Origin of the sequence: Streptomyces sp. NPDC050704 (assembly GCF_040654355.1) — a bacterium.
Classification (GTDB): domain Bacteria; phylum Actinomycetota; class Actinomycetes; order Streptomycetales; family Streptomycetaceae; genus Streptomyces.
Genome location: NZ_JBFAHW010000002.1, coordinates 115769 through 137153, shown reverse-complemented (window position 1 = coordinate 137153; position 21385 = coordinate 115769). Strand labels below are relative to the sequence as shown.

Annotated in this window: 16 protein-coding genes, 1 other RNA gene and 2 pseudogenes; 6 read left to right on the top strand and 13 right to left on the bottom strand. The window is 69.2% G+C overall.

All coding sequences use genetic code 11. The features are described from left to right. Positions 1–187: 187 nt before the first annotated feature. The 6 genes and pseudogenes from AB0I18_RS01645 to AB0I18_RS01620 form a co-directional block, all read right to left on the bottom strand. Positions 188–3553, bottom strand: coding sequence for a type ISP restriction/modification enzyme (locus AB0I18_RS01645; RefSeq protein ID WP_363103312.1), 3366 nt, complete (start codon positions 3551–3553; stop codon positions 188–190). A 160-nt stretch (positions 3554–3713) separates the two neighbouring features. Then, complete coding sequence (locus AB0I18_RS01640; protein WP_363103311.1) at positions 3714–4166, bottom strand: hypothetical protein; 453 nt, start codon at positions 4164–4166, stop codon at positions 3714–3716. Between the two features lie 957 nt (positions 4167–5123). Further along, positions 5124–5530: RNase P RNA component class A (gene rnpB / locus AB0I18_RS01635), an RNA gene on the bottom strand. A 127-nt stretch (positions 5531–5657) separates the two neighbouring features. Further along, positions 5658–6440 (bottom strand): annotated as a pseudogene (locus tag AB0I18_RS01630) (DMT family transporter); the annotation flags it as partial. A 19-nt stretch (positions 6441–6459) separates the two neighbouring features. After that, positions 6460–7299 carry an AraC family transcriptional regulator gene (locus tag AB0I18_RS01625; protein WP_363103310.1) on the bottom strand — a complete coding sequence of 280 codons (840 nt, stop codon included), beginning with the start codon at positions 7297–7299 and terminating at the stop codon, positions 6460–6462. Between the two features lie 64 nt (positions 7300–7363). Further along, entirely contained in the window at positions 7364–7921 is a 558-nt protein-coding gene (locus AB0I18_RS01620) for a Uma2 family endonuclease (protein ID WP_363103384.1), read from the bottom strand. A 185-nt stretch (positions 7922–8106) separates the two neighbouring features. Here AB0I18_RS01620 and AB0I18_RS01615 point away from each other — a divergent pair, with 185 nt between their 5' ends. From AB0I18_RS01615 to eda, 4 genes are all read left to right on the top strand, one after another. Beyond that, the gene (locus AB0I18_RS01615) at positions 8107–8922 is read left to right on the top strand and encodes a MerR family transcriptional regulator (protein ID WP_363103309.1); all 816 of its coding nucleotides are present in this window, start codon (positions 8107–8109) and stop codon (positions 8920–8922) included. Between the two features lie 5 nt (positions 8923–8927). Beyond that, positions 8928–9578, top strand: a complete 651-nt coding sequence (locus tag AB0I18_RS01610; RefSeq protein WP_363103383.1) for a hypothetical protein — start codon at positions 8928–8930, stop codon at positions 9576–9578. Between the two features lie 12 nt (positions 9579–9590). Next, a complete protein-coding gene (yaaA, locus tag AB0I18_RS01605; RefSeq protein WP_363103308.1) occupies positions 9591–10373 on the top strand; it encodes a peroxide stress protein YaaA in 783 nt (260 codons plus the stop codon). A gap of 85 nt (positions 10374–10458) precedes the next feature. Next, the gene (gene eda / locus AB0I18_RS01600; RefSeq protein WP_363103307.1) at positions 10459–11115 is read left to right on the top strand and encodes a bifunctional 4-hydroxy-2-oxoglutarate aldolase/2-dehydro-3-deoxy-phosphogluconate aldolase; all 657 of its coding nucleotides are present in this window, start codon (positions 10459–10461) and stop codon (positions 11113–11115) included. 86 nt (positions 11116–11201) lie between these two features. On the opposite strand, the gene AB0I18_RS01595 is transcribed toward eda, so the two are convergent. The 4 genes from AB0I18_RS01595 to AB0I18_RS01580 form a co-directional block, all read right to left on the bottom strand. Next, positions 11202–12515: a bifunctional RNase H/acid phosphatase gene (locus tag AB0I18_RS01595; RefSeq protein ID WP_363103306.1), complete on the bottom strand. Its 1314-nt coding sequence runs from the start codon at positions 12513–12515 to the stop codon at positions 11202–11204. Positions 12516–12527: 12 nt separating this feature from the next. Next, positions 12528–13271, bottom strand: coding sequence for a C4-type zinc ribbon domain-containing protein (locus AB0I18_RS01590; protein ID WP_363103382.1), 744 nt, complete (start codon positions 13269–13271; stop codon positions 12528–12530). After that, a complete protein-coding gene (locus tag AB0I18_RS01585; protein WP_363103305.1) occupies positions 13268–14152 on the bottom strand; it encodes a Nif3-like dinuclear metal center hexameric protein in 885 nt (294 codons plus the stop codon). Before AB0I18_RS01585 ends, AB0I18_RS01590 begins: the two co-directional genes overlap by 4 nt. Before the next feature lie 139 nt (positions 14153–14291). Continuing rightward, positions 14292–15338, bottom strand: coding sequence for an iron-siderophore ABC transporter substrate-binding protein (locus AB0I18_RS01580; RefSeq protein WP_363103304.1), 1047 nt, complete (start codon positions 15336–15338; stop codon positions 14292–14294). A 268-nt stretch (positions 15339–15606) separates the two neighbouring features. Between AB0I18_RS01580 and AB0I18_RS01575 the strand changes: the two are divergent. Next, positions 15607–16782: pseudogene (locus AB0I18_RS01575) on the top strand (hypothetical protein); the annotation flags it as partial. Positions 16783–17628: 846 nt separating this feature from the next. Next, the gene (locus AB0I18_RS01570; RefSeq protein WP_363103303.1) at positions 17629–17805 is read left to right on the top strand and encodes a hypothetical protein; all 177 of its coding nucleotides are present in this window, start codon (positions 17629–17631) and stop codon (positions 17803–17805) included. A gap of 87 nt (positions 17806–17892) precedes the next feature. On the opposite strand, the gene AB0I18_RS01565 is transcribed toward AB0I18_RS01570, so the two are convergent. From AB0I18_RS01565 to AB0I18_RS01555, 3 genes are all read right to left on the bottom strand, one after another. Continuing rightward, positions 17893–18846 carry a 3-oxoacyl-ACP reductase gene (locus AB0I18_RS01565; protein WP_363103302.1) on the bottom strand — a complete coding sequence of 318 codons (954 nt, stop codon included), beginning with the start codon at positions 18844–18846 and terminating at the stop codon, positions 17893–17895. Positions 18847–18943: 97 nt separating this feature from the next. Next, a complete protein-coding gene (locus AB0I18_RS01560; RefSeq protein WP_363103301.1) occupies positions 18944–20029 on the bottom strand; it encodes a Zn-dependent alcohol dehydrogenase in 1086 nt (361 codons plus the stop codon). A 36-nt stretch (positions 20030–20065) separates the two neighbouring features. Next, positions 20066–21004 (bottom strand): MaoC/PaaZ C-terminal domain-containing protein, encoded by a 939-nt coding sequence (locus AB0I18_RS01555; RefSeq protein ID WP_363103300.1) that lies wholly within the window; start codon positions 21002–21004, stop codon positions 20066–20068. Positions 21005–21385: the final 381 nt, after the last annotated feature.

The following is a 21385-nucleotide window of genomic DNA, read 5'->3' as shown; positions in this document are numbered from 1 at the left end:
CGCCCCTGAGCGAGCCGGGAGTTCTGGTGCGTCGCAGTGGTCGGCGTGACAGCCGGCGCCTTCCTTTCCCGCCCGCCGTCACGTCTCCTGACGTTGACCCGTTGCAGCATCGCGCGGACATGCTGACAGAGCGCTGCCTTCTTTTCGTCGCTTGCACACGTGCTCGCGAGCTTCGACGGGGTGAATTTCACGCTTCCAAGTCGAGGGTTTCCTGGCTGCCGCTTCCTCGCGGGATTGGCCGTGATGGCTTGGGCACCTGCGGTGGTTTCGTGGCCGACGGCGGGACTGGTACCACTTGTGCAGCCTGTAAGTCCGTCATGGTAATGAGATCACCATCGGCCACTACGGCGAGCAGACGTTCTTGATCCGGTTCCAGCGCGACGAGGAGCCCCAGAACGTTGAGTAGATCCAGGAGCTGCCGGGTATAGTCAGTCGGCCAGGTTTCTTGGACGATGTCATTGAGCGGCGTCTGCCACTCCACATCGGGCACCCGTTTACGGAAACTGAACCACCTGACGACGACCTGAGTCCCGCCGATACGGTAGTTCCACACCTCAGGCGAAACGGGGCCGATCACTCCACCGCCGACGTGGATCTGGTGATTCACCTCGTCAAAGAGGATGGCCTCCGGCATGTCTGCGGACCGGACGGCGATGGGGACATGGCACTTGGGCCGCTGTTCCTCAGGCATCCGCGGCGCTCCGGGATCCCTTCCCGCAGCCTCGTCCACGCAGCGTTCTCCGTATGTATGCAGCCAGAGAACCCGACGGCCGACCTCCACAACAGCCCGCCACAGGTCTGGTTCCTTTGTGATCGGTATGCGCACACCACGGGATTCGAGTTCGGCGGTGAAACGACGCGTGTACCCGGGTTGCCCGGCAACCCCGGCAAGGTAGGCGAGCAGGTCTTCCGCACTCACTTCCATGCCCATGGCAGCCGACAGGTAGCTCAGCAACCCGGGGGTGGCATTGGGCGCGTTTCCCTGAGGGTCGCGATAGAGCGGCAATACACGGCCTCCCTCGCTTCCCTTGAAGTGGTGGACATCAGGCAGGAGACAGGTGAACCCGAGCGCAGGTCCAGGTTTACCCGCCTCCGTGTGCAGCTCGGTGGTGAAGATCTGGCGTCGACCGAGGACGTACCACAATGGAGGGCGGGGACGGTCGATGACGCGGCGATCAGCAATCTGCCACTGCCGGTCGAAGGTCATGCGGCCGTACGGCGTGAGCGGTGCTTGATAATCCCTTCCCTCATCCGTCAGAGGCGGACGCCATCCTCCACCAGGAAGGGGAGGCTCCTGCTTGGTCGGCTTCCTGTCCTCTGTGGCCTTAAGAAGCTTCGCCTGCCGGCTCTGCGGTGCCATGAGAAGCCGCTTCCATCGCTTGTGAAGGACTTCGCGTGTCGGGGCGATGGGCCAACTTCGGTTGTTCGTATTTCCCGTGGTCGACCAAGGGAACAGGACGTTCAGATCGGGCATTGCCAGCCATTGATCACTGGCTGCCACACGAAACGGATCGGTCCAGCCGCTCGAGCAGGTCGGCCACTCATTCCCTGCGGACATACCCTCAGCCAACTCGCCGATGTCCAGACCATCCAGCCAGACGAACTTCTCTTCCCTTGTTCCCGGCGGCACGTCGAGCCGGTGCACACGTGCGGGCCGACTTGGGTCTCCGTTTCCATGGCGCACAAAGACGCCGATGCAGATTTCTCGCTTCACTCCTTGGAACACCCGTGTACGCGGATCAGAGTAAGCACCCTCCGGCGAGAGGCCAATGATCCACCCCTCATCGGTTGTTGCCCTGAGGTAGCGCCGCATTCCGGCGCAGCCTTGGCTGTCCAGGTATCCCGCGTTGGTAATGAAAGCAACGATTCCCTGCGGAGCTGAAGGGTGCAGGTCGAAAACTTTCCACGTAGCCCAACGCCAGAAGTAGACATAGAGGTTGTCCAGCGCATATCCCACACGCCCCGAGTCAGGGTCCCGGAAGTCCCTCAGGATGCCTGTGCCCTCGTTCGCGTTTCCCTCCGCAACCCATCGACCGAGGCCAAGCCTCTTGGCACCTTTCTTGTATGGCGGGTTACCGATGACCACCATGACTTCTCGGTTGAGCTTGACCTGGTTGGCACGTCGCCGGGATTGCGCGATGGCCTCGTAGTGGAAACCGAGATGATGCTCGACGGTGGGGTCATCAAGCGTGTCCGCGACGTACATGGCGAGTGCGTCATCACCGACCTCGGTCTCGTATGTCCCGTGCAGCGTGCGATGCATACGCAGTTCGGCCACCGCATAAGGCCCTGCCTGCTGCTCGAAGCCGACAAGACGCGGTACCACCTCACGTACGCCGTCCTGGCGTGCACCGGGACCATCTTGTCGCTCGGCCAGCCGGGCAACGTGGTCGATGACGTTGAGCAGAAAGGTGCCCGTTCCCATCGCCGGATCGACCACCGTGACTTCGGGACTGGAAAACCCTTTCCGGCAGCCGAGGCGACGTCGCAGTATCTGATCCGTGAACCGGACCATGAACCGCACGACCTCATTGGGCGTGTAGTAGGAGCCGGTGTCCTGTCGTAGCTGCGGGTCGTACGCTTCCAAAAAACGCTCGTAGAACAGCAGGTAGTTGTCGCCACTGCCGTCGTCCAACTGATTCCAGTCAACGGCTCCGACAACCTGTACGAGGACATCCACAACTCCGCGCAGGTCTTGCAGCGGCTCGTCGGTGAGGATCGACAGAGCCTTCCCCATGAGGGAGTGTTCCTTGCCCAGCTTTCGCGCGATACTGTCGACCCGTTCACCGTCGAAGACAACGCCCTCACTGCGGGCCAGCAAAAGAGCGAAGCTGATGGTCTGAGCGTACTGATCGGCGAAAACTGAATCTGACGCGTCAGGGAATAGAAGATGTTTCCAGTCCTCGGCGAGAACCGTGAAAGCGATACCGACTTCACCCCGTTTCTCACGCTCCAGCCGATCAACCACTTCCTCCCGCAACAGTCGGCACAGTCCGGCAACCCGGCGAACCAGGACGGCTAGGTTCTCAGGCCGCTGCGGAACCCAGGCGAGAAAGAGGGCAAGTACCTCACCGAGCCTCGAATCGGCGGGACGAAGACGGTCGCCAGCTGTGGCCAGATCGCCTGCCAGTTCTGCGACACCCCCCCGAAGGACCCCGTCCTGATAAAGCCCCCATTTACGGCCGTCCGTGTAGAGGAGATTAGGGAAAGCCTTTATCTTCTCCCACTGCTTTCGATCGTGTGACGACTCAGACCATGCGGACGGGTCAACTCCCTTTCCTGGCGCCTTCAGTTCGACATACCCCACTGTTCGCCCGTCCAAATCGATCGCGAAGTCCGGACGCGATTTCACCTTCTTGATATACGTCTGACCGTATGCGGTCAGAGATCCACCAAATCGGGCAGCGACCATCTTCAGCAGTTCTTCCACGGGATACGTCAACGCCTCTTCACGCCCACCCGGCCCGTTGAGTTTTGCCGCAACGTTCCGGCCGAAGACACCGACCACCTCATCGAGGAATGATTCAGGCAGTTCCCCGACAACCCCGGACATGACCATGAGTCCCCCGCCCTTGACACTCCACCCCGCTACGTAACGAACGGTTGCCAGTTCGACACATACGGTCAACTACGGGAGGACGTGACGGTGTTCGGGTGGTGCCTGCTTCCCGTCGGCGGAAGCAGGCACGCCCAATCAGGGTTGTCATTCAGCGTCATTCCCTGTCGGTGGCGACCCGACTTACCGAACCGTGCGGACCGGCGGCAAGAGCCGCGCGAAGGACCCTCAGTACGATGCGCGGCCGGTAACGGAGTTGATCGGGCGACGCACACACCACACGAAGTCCGATCTCTTCGGGAACACGACGTTGAGGAGACGCGGAGTCAATCTCCAGAACGACCCCGTGGTCGGGCCAATAGGCATCCGGGATCCCCAGAAAATCCGACGCCGAGCTGAGAACCGAGTTCCACAGAGGTTCCGGGAGCCCGGCATCCAGGATGAGGGATCGCGCCTCGGCCTGCGCCGACGACCGGGTGCCGGCCTGGATATGGCGCATGACCACTGCGACATCTGAACGTCGAGCCAGCCTTTCGGCCTTCAGTTCCGACCGCAAGACGTCCGGGTCGACTCCGAGATCGCCCACAAGCCGGTGCAGGAGATGTCGCACGTGTGCATTGTTCACTGCGACCCGCACCGCCTCGGTACCAGCCCGTACGACCGGCGTCATGGGGATTCCCTCGACGCCGACGACAGGCGTGGGGAAGCGTCGGGTCCGGACGATGCGCACCCACTGGCACGAGCGAACGGAGCAGTCATGCGGAACGAGAACGTCGATCTTCCCCGAGCTACCGAACTCAGCGACGGAGACCGCCCCCGCTAAAGAACGCCATCGCTGCAAGGCGAGAGCAGTCTCTCCACTGATCAGAGCCTTCGCAGCGAGAGGCATGCCCTGAGCCAAGGGATGGGCCGCGGCGTAGCACAACGCCGCCCAGCACCTCTGTTCGGCGGAGAGTGGCCCCGAGTGCAGAGCGACGACCTTCGGTAATGGCTGCTGCCACCGACCGCCTTGTTGGCATCTTCGGAAGATCGTGCTCTGGGACACTCCGATCGCAATGAGTTGTCCGCGCGCCGCGACACCGCACTGAGCATGGGCGAGTTCCTGAAGTTCTTCCCGCTGGGAATGCATGACCATGCCCGTGTGCATCCCCACCCCATGGGGCACAGCCGTTCCATGAGCCGTGCCAATTAGCCCCTGTACTCCAGATCCCCCGAACAAGTTCCAGAGCCGACTCTTCGTTGCATGGGCCGTTGCTCGTGACCAGAGGTGGGCCAACAGCAGCGGGCAACGCTGCCGTGGCCTGGCGGCGGCCGCTCGCGTGCCTGCTCCATGAGGCAGCGATTCTTCTCGCCGTGGTCCGCTGCCACACGGCCCGCCGCCCCGAGGGCCAGGCTGCCGCGCTCACGCAACGTCCGCTGTCGGGCTTCGGTTGTTCGTCGTCCGCCTGGTGCACAAAGCGTGCACACTCCCGCGGGATCTCGTGGGAACTCCCAGGCAGAAGCGGGAAGTCCCTTGACACGGCATGGGCCCCGACCTGGCCAGATGACCTGGTCGGGGCCCTAAAGGCAGACGAGCCGAGCTATACGCCGGGTTTTGTGCCCCGGGACCTCGCGGTCGTCGGGGAGACGGCCATCCATCTAGGGCCGGCGTTGCCGTCGGCCTCGTGCGGTCTACCCGCGGACTTGGGCGGGCAGCCCTCGAACGTCCGCGCAGAGCGCCTTTTACAGCGGCTCCTTTTGACCTTGCTCCGGGTGGGGTTTACCTAGCCGCCTGAGTCACCTCAGGCGCTGGTGGTCTCTTACACCACCGTTTCACCCTTACCTGGGACCGAGGTCCCTGGCGGTTTGTTTTCTGTGGCACTGTCCCGCGGGTCACCCCGGGTGGCCGTTAGCCACCACCCTGCCCTGTGGAGCCCGGACGTTCCTCGGGAAGGTCCCCCGGAGGGGTCTTCACGCGGCCGTCCGCCCGGCTCGTCTGCCGTGTCGACCATGGTACCGGGCCCGCGGCCCGGCCCGGAACGGGAGCGGTCGGAGCCGCCGTCGCGAAGAAGGAGCCCAGGAGGATCAGCGTGAAGGCCGCCACCACGCCCGCCGTCAGTTCCTCGTTCAGGAACAGCACGCCCGCCGACACCGCCACGGCCGGATTGACGTACGTGAAGACCACCGCCCGGGTCGGGCCGGCCTCCCGGATCAGTTCCAGGAAGATGACGAAGGCGAGGGCCGTGCAGATCACGCCCAGGCCGGCGAGGGAGGCCAGGACGGAGGGGGACGGGACTTCCGACGGCCAGGTCAGCGTCGCTGCCGGGGCGTACACCAGTGCCGCGAGGAGTAGGCACGGGGCTATCAGTTGGAGGGTCGGGACCGGCTTGAGGTAGCGGGCGATGATCAGGGGCGCGGTCGCGTAGCCGACCACCGTCACCAGCATCTCCGAGAGCGAGCGGACGTTGCCTCCTGTGAGGTGGGGGGCCGTGAGCACCGCCACGCCGCCCATGCCCAGTGCCAGGCCGGTCGTGCGGCGGGCGCCCAGGCGTTCCGTGTCGCCGAAATAGCGGGCCAGGAGCACACCCACGATCGGTACGCCCGCGATCAGCAGGCCAGCTGTGGAACTGGAGAGGTGGCGTTCCGCGTCGGTCAGGGTCCACCAGGGGCCGATGATCTCGATGCAGGCGAAGGCCAGCATCGGGCGCCAGTACTCCCGTACCACGCCGATCAGATTGCCCTGTCGGATCGCGAACGGCAGGAGCAGCGCCGCGCCGAGCGCGCATCGGGTGAAGACCACGAAGGACGGGGAGAGGCCGCCGTCCATGGTCACTTTGATCATCAGGTAGGGGACGCCCCAGACCACTCCCATCAGGGAGAACAGGAACCAGCCGCGTGCAGTCATGCCCGCAGTCTCGGGCGGGTCAGGGGCGTACGTCTTGAACGCTGTTGCGGTACGCCGCCGGGGTCACCCCCAGCACCCGACGGAACCAGCGCGTCAGGTGCGCCTGGTCCGCGAAGCCCACCAGCGCGGCGGCCTCGGCGGGGCGGTGGCCCGACTCCAGCAGGCCCTTGGCACGGTTCACCCGGTGCTGGGCCAGCCAGGCGTACGGCGGTATCCCCATGCTCGTACGGAAGGCGCGCAGCAGTTGGTAGCGGGACAGGTCCAGGTCGGCTGCCAGGGCGGAGAGGGAGGGTGGGGAGAGTAGTTCGTCGGCCAGGCGGTTGCGGACCGTCGCCGCTATGCGGTCCGCGCCCGGGATCGTGTCGCACACCGGGCGGGCCGTGGAGTGGCGGCGGGCCAGGGCGGTGAGCAGCCACGGGATGCGGGACTCCGCCTCCAACGGGTCGGGGCAGGCGCTGAGTTCGGTGTGGGTGAGGCGTAGGGCGGAGGCCAGTTCGGGGTCGTCGAGGACGGGGTCGCGGAAGTGCGGGACGCTCCACGTGCCCTCGGTGAGCAGGGGCGTCTCGGCGTACAGGGCGCGGTAGGCGTAGCCGTCGGACGTGGCCGGGCCGCCCGTGTGCATCTCGCCCGGGCTGAGGACCACGATCGAGCCGGGGTTCGCGTGGATCCGGCCGCCGCGGTAGTCGATGATCTCGGAGCCGCCGACGCAGACGCCGATGGTGAATTCGTCGTGGGCGTGCGGGGCGTAGCGGTGGCGGTCGAAGCGGGCGGTCAGGAGGTCGAGGGGGCGGCCGGTCCGGCCGAGCGTCGCTCTGGTCCAGACGGCCTGTTCCCGGCCGGTGGCTGTCTCTCCTCGCATGTCACCTGTAACGTCCGGGCGCCTCGCTTCTATGCCTGTCCACGTCTGGTTCGGGCTCAGACGCTCAGACCAATTCTGTGGTGTCCAGGTAGAAGGCGAACGGTTCGGGGAGGGCGAGGGACTTGCCGAAGTGAACCGTGCAGTGCCTCCGGTAGTCGTCCATCTCCGGGTCGCTGAACAGCGTCACCGAGGAGGCATCGCGATCGATGAGCAGGTAGAACGGGATGCCGCCACGGGCGTAACAGCGGCGCTTGACCTCGCGGTCGACCTCTGGCCTGGTAGATGTGACCTCGCCGACCAGGCACACGCCCTCGCAAGGCATCCAGGGGGCGGCACCTCGGAAGCCCCGCACCGCTGCTGGGACCAAGGTCATGTCGGGGATCACGTGGTCCTGCGGCAGGCGCTCCCCGCTCGCCAGCTTCAAGCCCTTGTGCCCGGAGAACTGCATATCTGTGCTGGACCGCAGGATGACCTGTTCTAGGACCTCGCTGACGCAGTGCTCGTGGTTGCCGTCCGGCGTCGACTTCACCACGATCTCCCCCTCAATGAGCTCGGCCCGGAGACCCTCCGGCATGTCCAGGGCCAGGAAGCCCTCCAACACGACCTCAGCCTCGTATGACATGGCAGTCACGTCACGTCTCCTTCCGCGATCGCTCGCCAGACTGGGACCTCGGGCGATCAACCGTCCATGAGATCGGGAACGGTTCCCCCGATCGTGCGACACGATCACCGGCGCCGTCAGGAACCGCCGGCCGCCGAGGACGCGTCGCTTGACCCTGCCGCAACGTCAACGTTTCTACTGAGGGCATGCGGATCGGAGAACTCGCCTCGACCGTCGGCGTCACGACGCGGACCGTGCGGCACTACCACCACCTCGGGCTGCTGCCCGAACCCGAGCGGCGCTCCAACGGCTACCGCGACTACGGGTTGCGGCACGCCGTCGTGCTCGCCCGGATCCGGCGGCTGACCGAGCTGGGGCTCGGCCTCGCCGAGGTGCGGGACGTGCTGGCGGACGACGCCGGCCGCGACCTCGCCGAGGTGCTCGCGGAACTCGACGACGACCTGGCGCGGCAGGAGGCGGCGATCCAGGAGCGGCGGCTGCGGCTGCGCGCTCTGCTGGACCTGGGCAGGGGCGAGGACGGGAGCGGGAGCGGAGGCAGGGGCGGGTTGCCCGCCGAAGGGCCCGTATCTCCCGAACTGGCCGCCATCTTCGGTGACTTGACCCGGCATCCCGAACCCGCGATGGCCGCGCGGGACCGCGAGATGATCGCCCTGCTGGAGACGGTCTCGGCCCCGGAGGACCGGGAGCGGCTGCTGACCGCACTGCGTGCCGCCGCCGACACGCCGGGCGCCCTGGAGCGCACGCACGAGGCGTACGCCCTGCTCGACGCGCTCGTCGACGTCGACCCGGCCGACCCGCGCGTCGAGGAGGCCGCCCGCACCCTTGCCGACTGCCTTCCGGACGAGGCCCTGGAGGGCATGGGCCTCGGCCAACTAGACCTGCACAGCCTCGACTTGAACCACGGCGGCAGCTTCATGCGCGCCTTCCTCGACGACTTCTCGCCCGCTCAGGCCGCGGCGATCAACCGCACGATCCGACTGCTCGTGGAGAGGGCGCGATGAAGAAGATGGCGAAGACGAAGACGACGAAGATGCCGAAGATGCCGAGAGCGGTACGGCGAGTCGTCGGCCACGAGGTGCGGTTGCTGGCGAGTATCGCCCGGTGGGTGGCTCGGCGCCCGCACGGCAGCCGTCGGGGGCGGGCCTTCGGGTACGCCCGGGGTCAGGGCGCGATGATGTTCGGGTTCGGTTTCGTGTGTGTCCTCGAAAGTGTCTGCATGACGGTGCTGCTGCGGAACTATCCCGCCGTGCACCGGGTGTGGCTCGCCCTCGACGTCTACACCCTGCTCCTGGTCGTCGGCCTGCACGCGGCCTCCGTCACCCGCCCGCACGTCCTGGACGACACCACTCTGCGCATCCGCCGGGCCGTCCACGTCGACCTGCGGGTGCCCCTGGCCTCGATCGCCTCCGTCCGCCGCGAGATGGTCGCCACACACGAGCGACGCGACGGCGAACTCAACCTGGACATCGGCGCGCAGACCACGATCACCATCGAACTGGACTCCCCCGTACGGCACCTCACCTTCCTGGGGCGCCCCAGGGACGTACGCCTGATCCGCTTCCACGCCGACGAGCCGGAGGACCTTGTGCGCGAGATACGTGACCGGGCGGGGCGGGCGGCACCCCGTACGCTGGCGCGAGCCCCTCGTACGTACTGAAGGAGAACCACCGTGCTCGTGCTGTTGCCGCCCTCCGAAGGAAAGGCACCCTCCGGGCGGGGCGCGCCGCTGAAGCCGGAGTCGCTGTCGCTGCCGGGGCTCGCCGAGGCGCGCCGGGCGGTCCTCGACGAGCTGGTCGAGCTGTGCGCGGCCGACGAGGAGAAGGCGGCCGAGGTGCTCGGGCTGAGCGAGGGCCTGCGGGGCGAGATCGCCAAGAACACGGAGTTGCGGACCGCCGGGACACGGCCCGCCGGGCAGATCTACACGGGGGTGCTGTACGACGCCCTGGACCTGGCCTCCCTCGACGCGAGCGCGAAGAAGCGGGCGGCGCGCTCGCTGCTCGCCTTCTCGGGGCTGTGGGGTGCGGTCCGGGTGACGGACCGGATTCCCTCGTACCGCTGCTCGATGGGTGTGCGGCTGCCGGGACTCGGGGCGCTGGGCGCGCACTGGCGGGCGCCGATGGCCGCCGTGCTTCCCGAGGTGGCCGGGGGTGGGCTCGTACTCGATCTGCGGTCCGCCGCGTACGCGGCCGCGTGGAAGCCGAAGGGGGAGGTCGCGGAGCGTACGGCGAGCGTGCGGGTGCTGCACGCGCCGACGCGGAAGGTGGTCAGCCACTTCAACAAGGCGACGAAGGGGCGCATCGTACGCAGCCTTATGGAGTCGGGTGCGGTGCCCTCTGGTCCGGCGGAGCTGGTGGAGGCGCTGCGGGAGCTGGGGTACGTGGTGGAGGTGGCCGCTCCGGGTGGGGCGGGCAAGGCGTGGACGCTGGATGTGCTGGTGAGCGAGGTCCACTGAATACATACTGCAGCGCATACATGCATGCGTTGCAGTATGCGCAACGCGCTTTGCGCAGGCTGTGCGCCACCGGCAGGATGAGGGTATGACTTCGCCCCTTCCCTCGCCTTCGGTGCGCTCGTCCGTACTCGATCTCGCGCCCGTCGTTCCCGTGGTCGTCGTCGAGGATGTCGCGGACGCCGTGCCGCTGGCGCGGGCGCTGGTCGCGGGCGGGCTGCCGGCGATCGAGGTGACGCTGCGGACGCCGGTGGCGCTCGACGCGCTGCGGGCGATCGCGGACGGGGTGCCCGGGGCGGTGGTCGGGGCGGGCACGGTCATCTCTCCGGCCCAGGTGACGGAGTGCGTGGCCGCCGGGGCGCGTTTTCTGGTGAGCCCCGGCTGGACGGACGCACTGCTCGATGCCATGCAGGCGTCCGGGGTGCCGTTCCTGCCGGGGGTTTCCACCACGTCGGAGGTCGTGGCGCTGCTGGAGCGTGGCGTGAGCGAGATGAAGTTCTTCCCGGCACAGGCGGCGGGCGGTACCGCGTATCTCAAGTCACTGGCGGGCCCCCTCCCCCAGGCCCACTTCTGCCCGACCGGCGGCATCGGCCCCGGCAACGCGCCGGACTATCTGGCACTGCCCAACGTCCGTTGCGTGGGCGGAAGTTGGATGCTCCCCCCGGACGCGGTCACGGCACGGGACTGGCCGAGGGTGGAGAAACTGGCGAGGGAGGCCGCAGCGATGGGAACCGGCCCGCACTGAGGCGCCCGTGAGGGGCGCGGGGAACTGCGCGACCAGCCCCCACCGACCCGCGGCCAACCCACCACCCAAGCCAGTCAACGGCCCAGCTAGCGCAGCGCCCCCGTGTCGTTGAGCAGACGCACGCTCGCGTTGCCGTCCGCGTAGTACGCCACCGCCGAGAGCGAGGCCGCCGACAGTTCCATGCGGAACAGGGCCTCTGGCGGGGCGCCCAGGGCCAGCCGTACGAGGGTCTTGATGGGGGTGACGTGGGAGACGAGCAGGGCGGTGCGGCCGGCGTAGGACGCGAGCAGCTTGTCGCGGGCCGCGGACACGCGCCGTTCCACCGCCGCGAAGCTCTCGCCGCCGCCGGTGGGTTCGGCGTCCGGTGCACTCAGCCAGGCGCTCATGTCGTCGGGATACCGTTCCCGCACCTCGCCGAACGTCAGCCCTTCCCATGCTCCGAAGTCCGTCTCGCGCAGACCGTCCTCGATCCGTACGTCGAGGCCCAGCCGGGCGGCGACGATCTCCGCGGTTTCGCGGCAGCGGGCGAGGGGGGACGAGATGATGTCCTGCACGGTTCCGCGGGCGGCGAGCGACTCGGCGACCCGTTCGGCCTGGTGGCGGCCCACGTCCGACAGTGCGGGGTTGCTGCCGCCGCTTCCGGAGAACCGCTTCTGGGGGGTCAGCGGGGTTTCGCCGTGGCGCAGGAGCACGAAGGTGGTGGGGGTGCCGAGATCCGGGGATGCGGTCCCTCCGGGGGGTGGTACAGCTGCCATCCCGGTCGCGGTCGTCGCCCTTGCCCCGGCCTCAGCCGCTGCCGTCGCTCCTGTCGCCACGTTCCGCGCGGCCCGTACGTCATCGCTGTGCGCGCCGCGGGAACTGACGGCCGCCGTCAGGCCGCGGGTCGGCCGTGGCTGGTCGCGCAGTTCCCCGCGCCCCTTACGGGGCGCTGCCGACGCGGCGCGCCTCGCGTCCAGCTCTGCCGTGGAGCCGGAGGCCGACCACTGCTCGCCCCGTTTTCCCGCGTCCATCGCCTCGTTGGCCAGGCGGTCCGCGTGCTTGTTCTGGGCTCGCGGGATCCACTCGTAGGTGACCTGGCCGGCGGGGAACACGGAGCGGGCCTCGGCCGCCAGGGGGCGCATGCCGGGGTGTTTGATCTGCCAGCGGCCCGACATCTGCTCGACGACGAGCTTGGAGTCCATGCGGACGTGGATCGTGGCCGTGGGGTCCAGCGCGCGGGCCGCGCGGAGGCCCGCCACCAGGCCCCGGTACTCCGCGACGTTGTTCGTCGCGACCCCGATGTACTCCGCCGTCTCGGCCAGTGTCTCCCCGGTCACCGCGTCGATGACGACGGCGCCGTAGCCCGCGGGGCCCGGGTTGCCCCGGGAGCCCCCGTCGGCCTCGACGATCAACTCGCGCAAGCCGCGGGCCCCTTACAGACCGGACTCGGAGGTACGGATGAGGATGCGGCGACAGTTCTCGCACCGCAGCACCGTGTCGGGCGAGGCGGCCTTCACGTCGTTCACCTCGGTGATGTTGAGCTCCAGGCGGCAGCCCTCGCAGCGCCGCTGGTACAGCCGGGCCGCACCGACGCCGCCCTGCTGCGCGCGCAGCTTGTCGTAGAGCTTGAGGAGGTCGGCGGGGATGACCCCGGCGATCACCTCGCGCTCCTTCGTCGCCGTCGCGGCCTCGCTGTCGAGGGACTCGACCGCCGCGTCACGGCGGGCCGTCGCGTCGTCGATCTTCGACTGGACGGAGGAGACCCGCTCGGTCAGTTCGGCGACCCGCTCCTGCGCGGACTCGCGGCGCTCCATGACCTCCAGGACTACGTCCTCCAGGTCGCCCTGCCGCTTGGCGAGGGAGACGATCTCGCGCTGGAGGTTCTCCAGGTCCTTGGGCGAGGAGACGGCGCCGGAGTCGAGGCGCTTCTGGTCGCGGGAAGCACGCTGGCGGACCTGGTCGACATCCTGCTCGGCCTTGGTCTGCTCGCGGCCGCAGTCGCTCTCCTCGGTCTGCGCGGCGACGAGCAGGTCGCGCAGCTGCGTGAGGTCCTTGGTCAGCGACTCGATCTCGGCGTGCTCGGGCAGCGAGTCGCGCTTGTGCGCGAGCTGCTGCAGGCGGGCGTCGAGGGTCTGGACGTCGAGAAGTCGGATCTGGTCGGCGGGCGCGGCGTTCAGTTGGGGGCTCCAGGTGAAGGGGAGTGGGATGTCCACGGGTCGGTGACCGTCTTGGAGACGTGGACGCGAAGTCCCCATCCCCGACGGTCGGAAATCTCGTCGAGCTGGCTGGCGGCCAGCTCGCACCAGGGCCACTCGGTGGCCCAGTGCGCCGCGTCGAGCAGCGCGAGGGGACTGTGTGCGCGGTCCGGACCGTGCTCGCGGCCCGGACCGTGCTCGCGATCCGCCATGAACTCCGACGCCGGGTGGTGGCGCAGGTCCGCGGTGAGGAAGGCGTCCACGCCGGCGGCGCGTACGTCGGCGAAGAGGCTGTCGCCGGAGCCGCCGCTCACGGCGACGGTCCGTACGACGGCATCCGGGTCGCCGGCGACGCGGATGCCCTGCGCGGTGGCGGGCAGCCGCTCGGCGGCGCGGGCGGCGAGTTCGCGGACGGTGAGCGGGTGGTCCAGCTCGCAGACGCGGCCAAGACCCCGGCGGCCTTCGGCGTCGGTGGGGTCCGGCACGAGGGGCCGTACGACGCGCAGGTCGAGGGCGCCCGCGAGGGCGTCGCTCACGCCCGGGTCGGCGCGGTCGGCGTTCGTGTGGGCGACGTGCAGGGCGATGTCGTTCTTGATGAGGGTGTGCACCACGCGGCCCTTGAAGGTCGAGGCCGCCACCGTCGTCGTGCCGCGCAGGTAGAGCGGGTGGTGGGTGACCAGCAGGTCGGCGTTGAGCTTGACCGCCTCGTCGACGATCTCCCGGACCGGGTCGACGGCGAAGAGGACGCGGGAGACCTCCTGGTCGGGGTCTCCGCAGACCGTCCCGACCGCGTCCCAGTCCTCTGCCCTCTCGGAGGGCCAGAGGGCGTCGAGCGCGGTGATGACTTCAGACAGACAGGGCACGAACAAAAGGCTACCTGCCTTATGTCCGTGCCCCACCAGTCGAGGGCGACCGGACCTGCTGTGACCAGGCGGCCCGGGCCGGGCCGCGCCGCTTGACCGGCCGGCCCCGCAGGTCGCCGTACCGGCCGTACCGGCCGTACTACTTGACCAGGTAGCCCTTGAGGTCGTCGAGGACCTGGTCGGCCGCCGTCACGCCGAGGCCGAGGTACCAGGTCTCGTCCGGTACGTCCTTGGCCTGGCCGTCCTGCACTGCGCCGAGCTTCTTCCAGAGCGGGTTGTCCTCGGCGCTCGCGCGCTCGGTCTTCTTGGCGTCGCCGTAGACGCCGGTGAAGATCCAGTCGGCGTCGGCGTCGTCGATCTTCTCCGGGCTGATCTCCGCCGCGAGGTCGTTGATCTGCTGGTTCTTGGGCCGCGGGATGCCGGAGTCGTCGAGGATCGTGCCGATGAAGGAGGCCTTCGCGTAAAGGCGGATCATGCCCGGCATGTAGCGGAGCATGGTGACGGTCGGCTTGTCGGCGCGCAGTTCGGTGCCGAGGGCCTTCGCCTTCGTCTCGTACGCGGCGAGCTCGGTCTTCGCCTCGGCCGTTTTGTCCAGCGCGGCCGCGTTGAGGAGGTAGTTCTCCTTCCAGGTGAAGCCCGGGCGGATGGAGAACACGGTGGGGGCGATCTTGGAGAGCTGCGGGTAGAGCTTGGCGGCGCGCAGTTCACTGCCGAGGATCAGGTCGGGCTTCAGGCCCGCGATCGCTTCGAGGTTGAGGGCGTTGATCGTGCCGACGTCCTTGGGGCTGCCCGCGTCCTTCTTCAGGTACGAGGGGATGCCCGAGGAGCCCTCGGTGGGGGCCCAGCCGACGGGCTTGACGCCCAGCGAGACGACGTTGTCGAGCTCGCCGACGTCGAGGACCACGACACGCTTGGGCTCCGCCTTGAGTACCGTCTCGCCCCGCGCGTGCTTGATCGTGCGCGGGAACTCGCCGGCCTTGGCGGTGGTCCCCATCTTGGCGGTCTCCTCGGCGGCCTTCGAGAAGTCGTCGCCGCCCTGGGCCACGGACTTGCTGCCGCTGCCGTTGTCGGACTTACCGGAGGCCGAGTTTCCGTCGCCTCCGTCGCTCGCCCCGCAGGCCGCGAGTGAGAGCGCGGCGGCCACCGCGAGGGCAACGGCGGCGGGGCCTCTGCGTCGAAGGGACATCGGGACACACTCCAAGCGTTCGGGGTCGGGCGGTGCGGCACTGCACTGCACTGCACGGCGGGGTACGGGGCACTGGGGCACTGGGGCACCCTCACAGGCAGCACTTAGGTGACCCTAAACATAAACCGCTTCGATCCCGTCCAGCACACCAGCCCCCGTTCCCTCAGGCGAATCGGGACCTGACCATCCTTATGTGTGAAGCGGCCGCCTCCCGGTCCCACGTCTGTGCGTGCGAAAACTAGTTTCGACCTTCGGAGGTGACCGAACGATGACGGCCTGTGCCATCGATACCGCGGAGGGGAACGGGAACCCGTGGACCGCGCGGGCAGGGTGCGTGATCACCGCCGACGGGTCCTACGCGGCGCGCCTGGCCCTGGACGGCGATTCCTGGTTCCCGGAGCGCTGGACGCTGGACGGCCCCGAGCCGTACGCCGTGCCGCTGCCCGGCAACCAGCCGGAGGAGCCCGGCACGGAGGTGCTGCCGATGGCGGACGGCCGGGTGCTCATCCACCGGCTCGCCGACGGACGGCACGCGTTCTCGCTGCTGTACCCGACCGGCCCTGGGACGGGTGAGGTGCCGCTCGGCGCGGTGGAATGCCCGGACAGCGGAACGGAGTTGCGGCTGCTGCCGCCGGCTCCGGGCGGCTCGCATGCGTACGCCCTTGCCGTGGGCCGGGGTTCGACCGCCGTGTGGCTGGTGGCGGGCGGCGCCTTCGGGCCCGAGCATCTCGCGGAGGTGCCGGGGCGCTGCTCGGGCGGGGCGTGGCTGGGCGGCGAGGACCGACTGCTCGCGCTTGACCGGGAGTTGGACGGCCGGACCAAGACGGTGGTGGTCGACCTGGAGCGTGGCGGCGAGGTGTCGCCGCTCCTCCAGATCGCCGAGGAGAGCAACGACCGGCTGCTGCTGGCGGACGCCGACAGCGGGCTGCTCCTGATCCGCTCGGACGCGCCGTCGCCGGGTCAGGAGCGGCTCGGCTGGGGGGTGTTGGGGAGCACGCTGCCGGTGCGCTTCCCGGAGTCCCTGCATCTGCCGGGCTGCCTGCTGACGCCCTTCGCGGTCCAGCCTGGCCAGGTGCTGACACCGGAGAGCTGCGCGGTGGCGCTGCGCATCGACGGCGCGTCCGGCAGCTGGCTCGGCGTGTGGCGTCCCACCGATCGACAGATCCACCAACTCCGGGTGCCTGCCGGGTGGTTGGCGGGCTCCGGGATGTGGACCAGGGACGGGGTGCTCCATCTGCCGTACGCGACGCACGCGGTGCCGTGCGGCGTGGCACGGGTGGCCGCACCCACGGGGGCGGGGGACGTGGACCCGGGGGATCCGGACGGTACGACGGCCGAGGCGTCGGGGGAAGCGCCGCGGGGGCCGTCGGTCACGGATCCCCCGGAGTCCGCGACACCCCGTCCCGTACCCCTGCAACAAGCTCCCCTCGTGGGCCGAGTGGTCGCGAACGCCTTCGCGGGACGACGGTTGGCACGCGGGGACGGGGGCGGGGCGGGGCGGGTTGTCGGCAACGGTGGTGGGGGGTGGGTGGCGGAAGTTGGAGTTGGAGTTGGAGGGGGGCGGGTGGCCGGAGATGGTGCGGGGCGGCCGGCCGCCGGTGATGCGGGGCGGGCAGCCGCCGATGGCTCGGGGCGAGTAGCCGCAGATGGAACGGGCCGGCCTGCCGCCGACGGCCCGGGGCAAGTGACCGCCGGTGGTGCAGGGTGGGTGGCCGCCGGTGGTGCGGGAAGGGTGAGTGCCGAAGGCGCGGGCCGGGTCGGCAGCGAGGGGCCGGGGCTCGCGAGCGGTGGGGGCGCAGGGCATGCGGCTGCTGGGAGCACCGGTCATGTGGTGCCAGGCCCAGGAAGCGCGAGCCGGACGGTCGCCGAAGACACCGGGCGGGCAACCGCTGAAAGCATTCGCCCAGCGGATCCGGTACCCGCTCGCGCCATCGCCCCCCACCCCCACCTCGGTCCCGGCCCTCATCCCCACCCCGGCCCAGACTCCGACCCCGGCCCCGGCCCCGAAGTGACCCAGCCACTCCGTATCGAGCGCATCAGCGCCGAGGCGCCTCCGGCTCTTCGCAGTCTCAGCGTCCGGTCGGCTGCCGAAACCGCCGCCGGGCCACGCGTCGATCCAAGGGTTCCCGCGGCACCCCGGGCCGTCCCGGAGACCGCCGAAACGACCCCCCTCCCATCCCCCTGAAAGTGACTACCGAGTAGCCACAACCACCCCTCAGCGCCCGCACAACCGCCCGTTAGACTCGCCCGCGCTGTACCGAAGGATCTTGTTGACGGGGTGAATTTCCACATGAGCGACACGAACACCATGGAGACGACGGCCGCCGACCCGCGGGTGGCGGCGGCGCAGGCCTCCGCCGACGGTGGCCACGGCCGGCACCGGGGGCCGAACTCCGCGCAGGAAGGCGAGGCGACCCCTCGCGGCCGGCACCGTAAACCGGCCGAGCGCACCGACAGGGCGGCCTGACCAACACCTCAGGCCCGCTCGTCACACGGCCCCGCCCGACGCTCGTCGGGCGGGGCCGTTCCCGCTTCCCGCCACCTCCGACGGCAGTCACCCGTGCTTGAGCCCCAGCACCTCCGCCGCCGCGAACGTCTCCCCCGCCGGCCGGTCCGCGTAGTGCGGGGTGAGCAGCGCGTCGAGTTCGTCGTACGTGAAGGCGTCCTGCTTGGTGTCGAACTTGGCGGCCACCCGCGGGCGTTCGACGACCGCGACCATGCCGCCGTGCACGACGAGGAGCTGACCGTTGACGTGCTCAGCCGCCGGTGAGGCCAAGTAGCCGACGAGCGGGGCGACATGCTCGGGTGCGAGCGGATCGAGTCGGCCCTCGGACCCCTGACCCACCGGCTCCTCGAAGCCCGCGAAGACGTCCGCCGTCATACGGGTCCGGGCCCGCGGGCAGATCACGTTCGCCGTGACGCCGTACTTCGCGAGCGCCAGTGCCGTGGACGTCGTCAGCCCGACGATTCCGCCTTTCGCGGCGGCGTAGTTGGGCTGTCCGGCGGAACCCGCCAGGAACGCCTCCGACGAGGTGTTCACGATCCGCCCGTACACCGGCGCGCCCGCCGACTTGGAGCGTGCCCGCCAGTGCGCGGACGCGAAGTGGGTGGTGTTGAAGTGGCCCTTCAGGTGGACCCGGATCACCGAGTCCCACTCCTCCTCGGACATCGAGAAGACCATCCGGTCGCGCAGGATGCCCGCGTTGTTGACCAGGATGTCCAGCTGCCCGAACTCGTCGACCGCCAACTCGACGAGTTCCCGGGCCTGTTGGTGATCGGCCACATCACCGGTATGCGCGACCGCGCGGCCGCCCGCCGTACGGATCTCGGCGGCAACCTCCTCGGCGGGCCCGGCCGACGCGTCGCCGGAGCCGTCCCGGCCGGGCTGCCCGAAGTCGTTGACGACGACGGCGGCGCCGAGCCGGGCGAGTTCCAGCGCCTCCGCCCGGCCAAGACCGCGGCCCGCGCCCGTGACGATCGCGGACCGCCCCTCAAGTGGCAGTGACATCAAGGCCCCTTCAGCCATACCGGAGTTGGTGGTCGGTCGGTGAGCAGTCGGTGGTCGATCGGTGCCAGTCAGCGATCGGTCGGTGCTCAGTCGGCGATCAGATCTCGATGCACGTACGCAGCGCCACACCCGTACGCATCTGGTCGAGCGCCTCGTTGATCTCGCTCAGCGGCACCCGGTGGGTGATCAGCCCTTCCAGGTCGATACGCCCGGCGCGCCACAGCGCGATGGTCCGCTCGTACGACCGCAGGACATCCCCTCCGCCGTACATGGACGGCAGGATCCGCTTCTCGTCGAAGAACAGCTCGAACATGTTGAGCTGGAGGAAGTCGTCCATGGCGCCGGCGCCGACGACGACGAGCGTGCCGCCGCGGCGGGTGTTCTCGTAGGCGGTGCGGGCGGTGGCGGAGCGGCCGACGACCTCGAAGACGTAGTCGAAGCCCTCGCCGGCCGTCAACGTCTGCTTGGCGTCGGCGAGTTCGTCGGGCGAGACGGCCTTGGTTGCGCCGAACTTCAGCGCGGCGTCACGGCGCGACCGTACGGGGTCGACGGCGACGATCTCGGCGGCGCCCTTGAGCCGCGCGCCCTGGATCGCGGAGATGCCTACGCCGCCGCAGCCGATGACGGCGACCGACGAACCGGCCTCCACGTCGGCGGTGTTGAGGGCGGCGCCGAGTCCCGTGGTGACGCCGCAGCCGATGAGGGCCGCGATGTCGAAGGGCACGTCGTCCGGGATCGGCACCGCGCAGCCCGCGTCGACCACGACCTCCTCGGCGAAGGTCCCGGTGCCCGCGAAGCCGAACAGGTCGGAGGAACTGCCGCCGGAGCGCTTGAAGTTGGGTGTGCCGGCGTTCATGAACCCGGCGAGGCACAGCTCGGTCTGACCGCGCTTGCAGGCGGGACAGGCGCCGCAGGCCGGCAGCCAGCAGACGACGACCCGGTCACCGGGCTTGACGTTCGTGACGCCCTCGCCCACCTCCAGGATCTCGCCGGCGCCCTCGTGCCCGGGCACGAACGGCGCGGGCTGCGGCAGGACTCCGGCCATCGCCGAGAGGTCCGAGTGGCACAGGCCGGTGGCCCGCACCCGGACCCTCACCCGGCCGGGCCCGAAGCCCACCGCCTCGACGTCGTCGAGTATGTCGAGCTTGTCCTGGCCGATCTCGTGCAGTACGGCTGCGCGCATGGTGCGGCTCTCCCCTCAGGAACGTACGTACGACACTCAGTTGTGCTCCACGACGGTGTCGGCGAGAACCGGCGCGTCGTCCCGGTCGGCGGCGCCCACCGTCACACGGACCGTGCCGCCCTTACCGCCGTTACCGCCCTTTCCGTCCATACCGCCGTTACCGCCCTCGGCGCCCTCACCGTCCAGCTGCCACATCCGGATCCGCAGCGTCTCGCCCGGATACACGACCCCGGCGAAGCGCGTGGCGTACGAGCGGACCCGGCTCACGTCGCCGCCGAGCAGCGTGTCCACGACCGCCTTCAGCGTCATCCCGTACGTGCACAGTCCGTGCAGGATGGGCCGGTCGAACCCGGCGAGCTTGGCGAACTCCGGGTCGGCGTGCAGCGGGTTCCAGTCGCCGGAGAGCCGGTAGAGGAGCGCCTGGTCCTCGCGGATCGGGCGCTCCACCGTCCGGTCCGGCTCGCCCGTCGGCGGCTCGGGACGGGTGGAGGGGCCGCGGTCGCCGCCGAAGCCGCCTTCTCCGCGTACGAAGATCTGGGCGTCGTTGGTCCACAACGGGCCCTCGTCGTCGGCGACTTCGGTGCGCATGACGAGGATCGCGGCCTTGCCCTTGTCGTACACGGCCGCGATCCGCGAGGTGGCGACCGCCTTGCCCTCGACGGGGATCGGGCGGTGCAGTCCGATGGTCTGGCCGCCGTGCAGGACGTGCGCGAGGTTGACGTCGACCCCGGGCATGGAGAGGCCGTTGATCACGCCCGGTGAGCCCGCGCCAGCGACGGTCGCGAAGCTCGGCAGGACGTGCAGCCTGGACTCCAGGGTGTAGCGCAGTTCGTCGGGGTCGGTGGCGGGGTGGTGCTTGTCGGGGTCGGCGGCCGCGCCGATGCCGAGGTGGTAGAGCTGGACGTCCTTGTGACCCCAGGCGATCTCGGCGGACCGGGGCTCCGCCGCGAGGGCCTGGGCAACGTCGATGGGCATGGGGCTCCTGACTCCTGGCGGGACTCCTGACCGGACTGCTGGCCGGACTGCTGACAGGGAAGACCCCGGTGCGGCCGTCCGCACCGTCGGCCGCACCGAGGTCGACACTGGGCCGCGGAACCCGCCTGTTCTAGAACGCGTTCCAATCCGGCGAACCCCTGTATAGCCCAGCCCCCGGCACATGTGAAGACTCCTGACGGCATGTCAGATAAGAGAGAGACAGGGTCGGCCGGGCGGGGCCGTGACATTTGTCCCGCCCGAGTCCGTACATACGCATCTGCCGCTCCGGCACCCCGGATTCGTAGCGTCGTACCCATGACCAAGACAGCCGTATCGAAGGCGACATCGAGGGCGACATCGAGGGTGACAACAACCGGGACC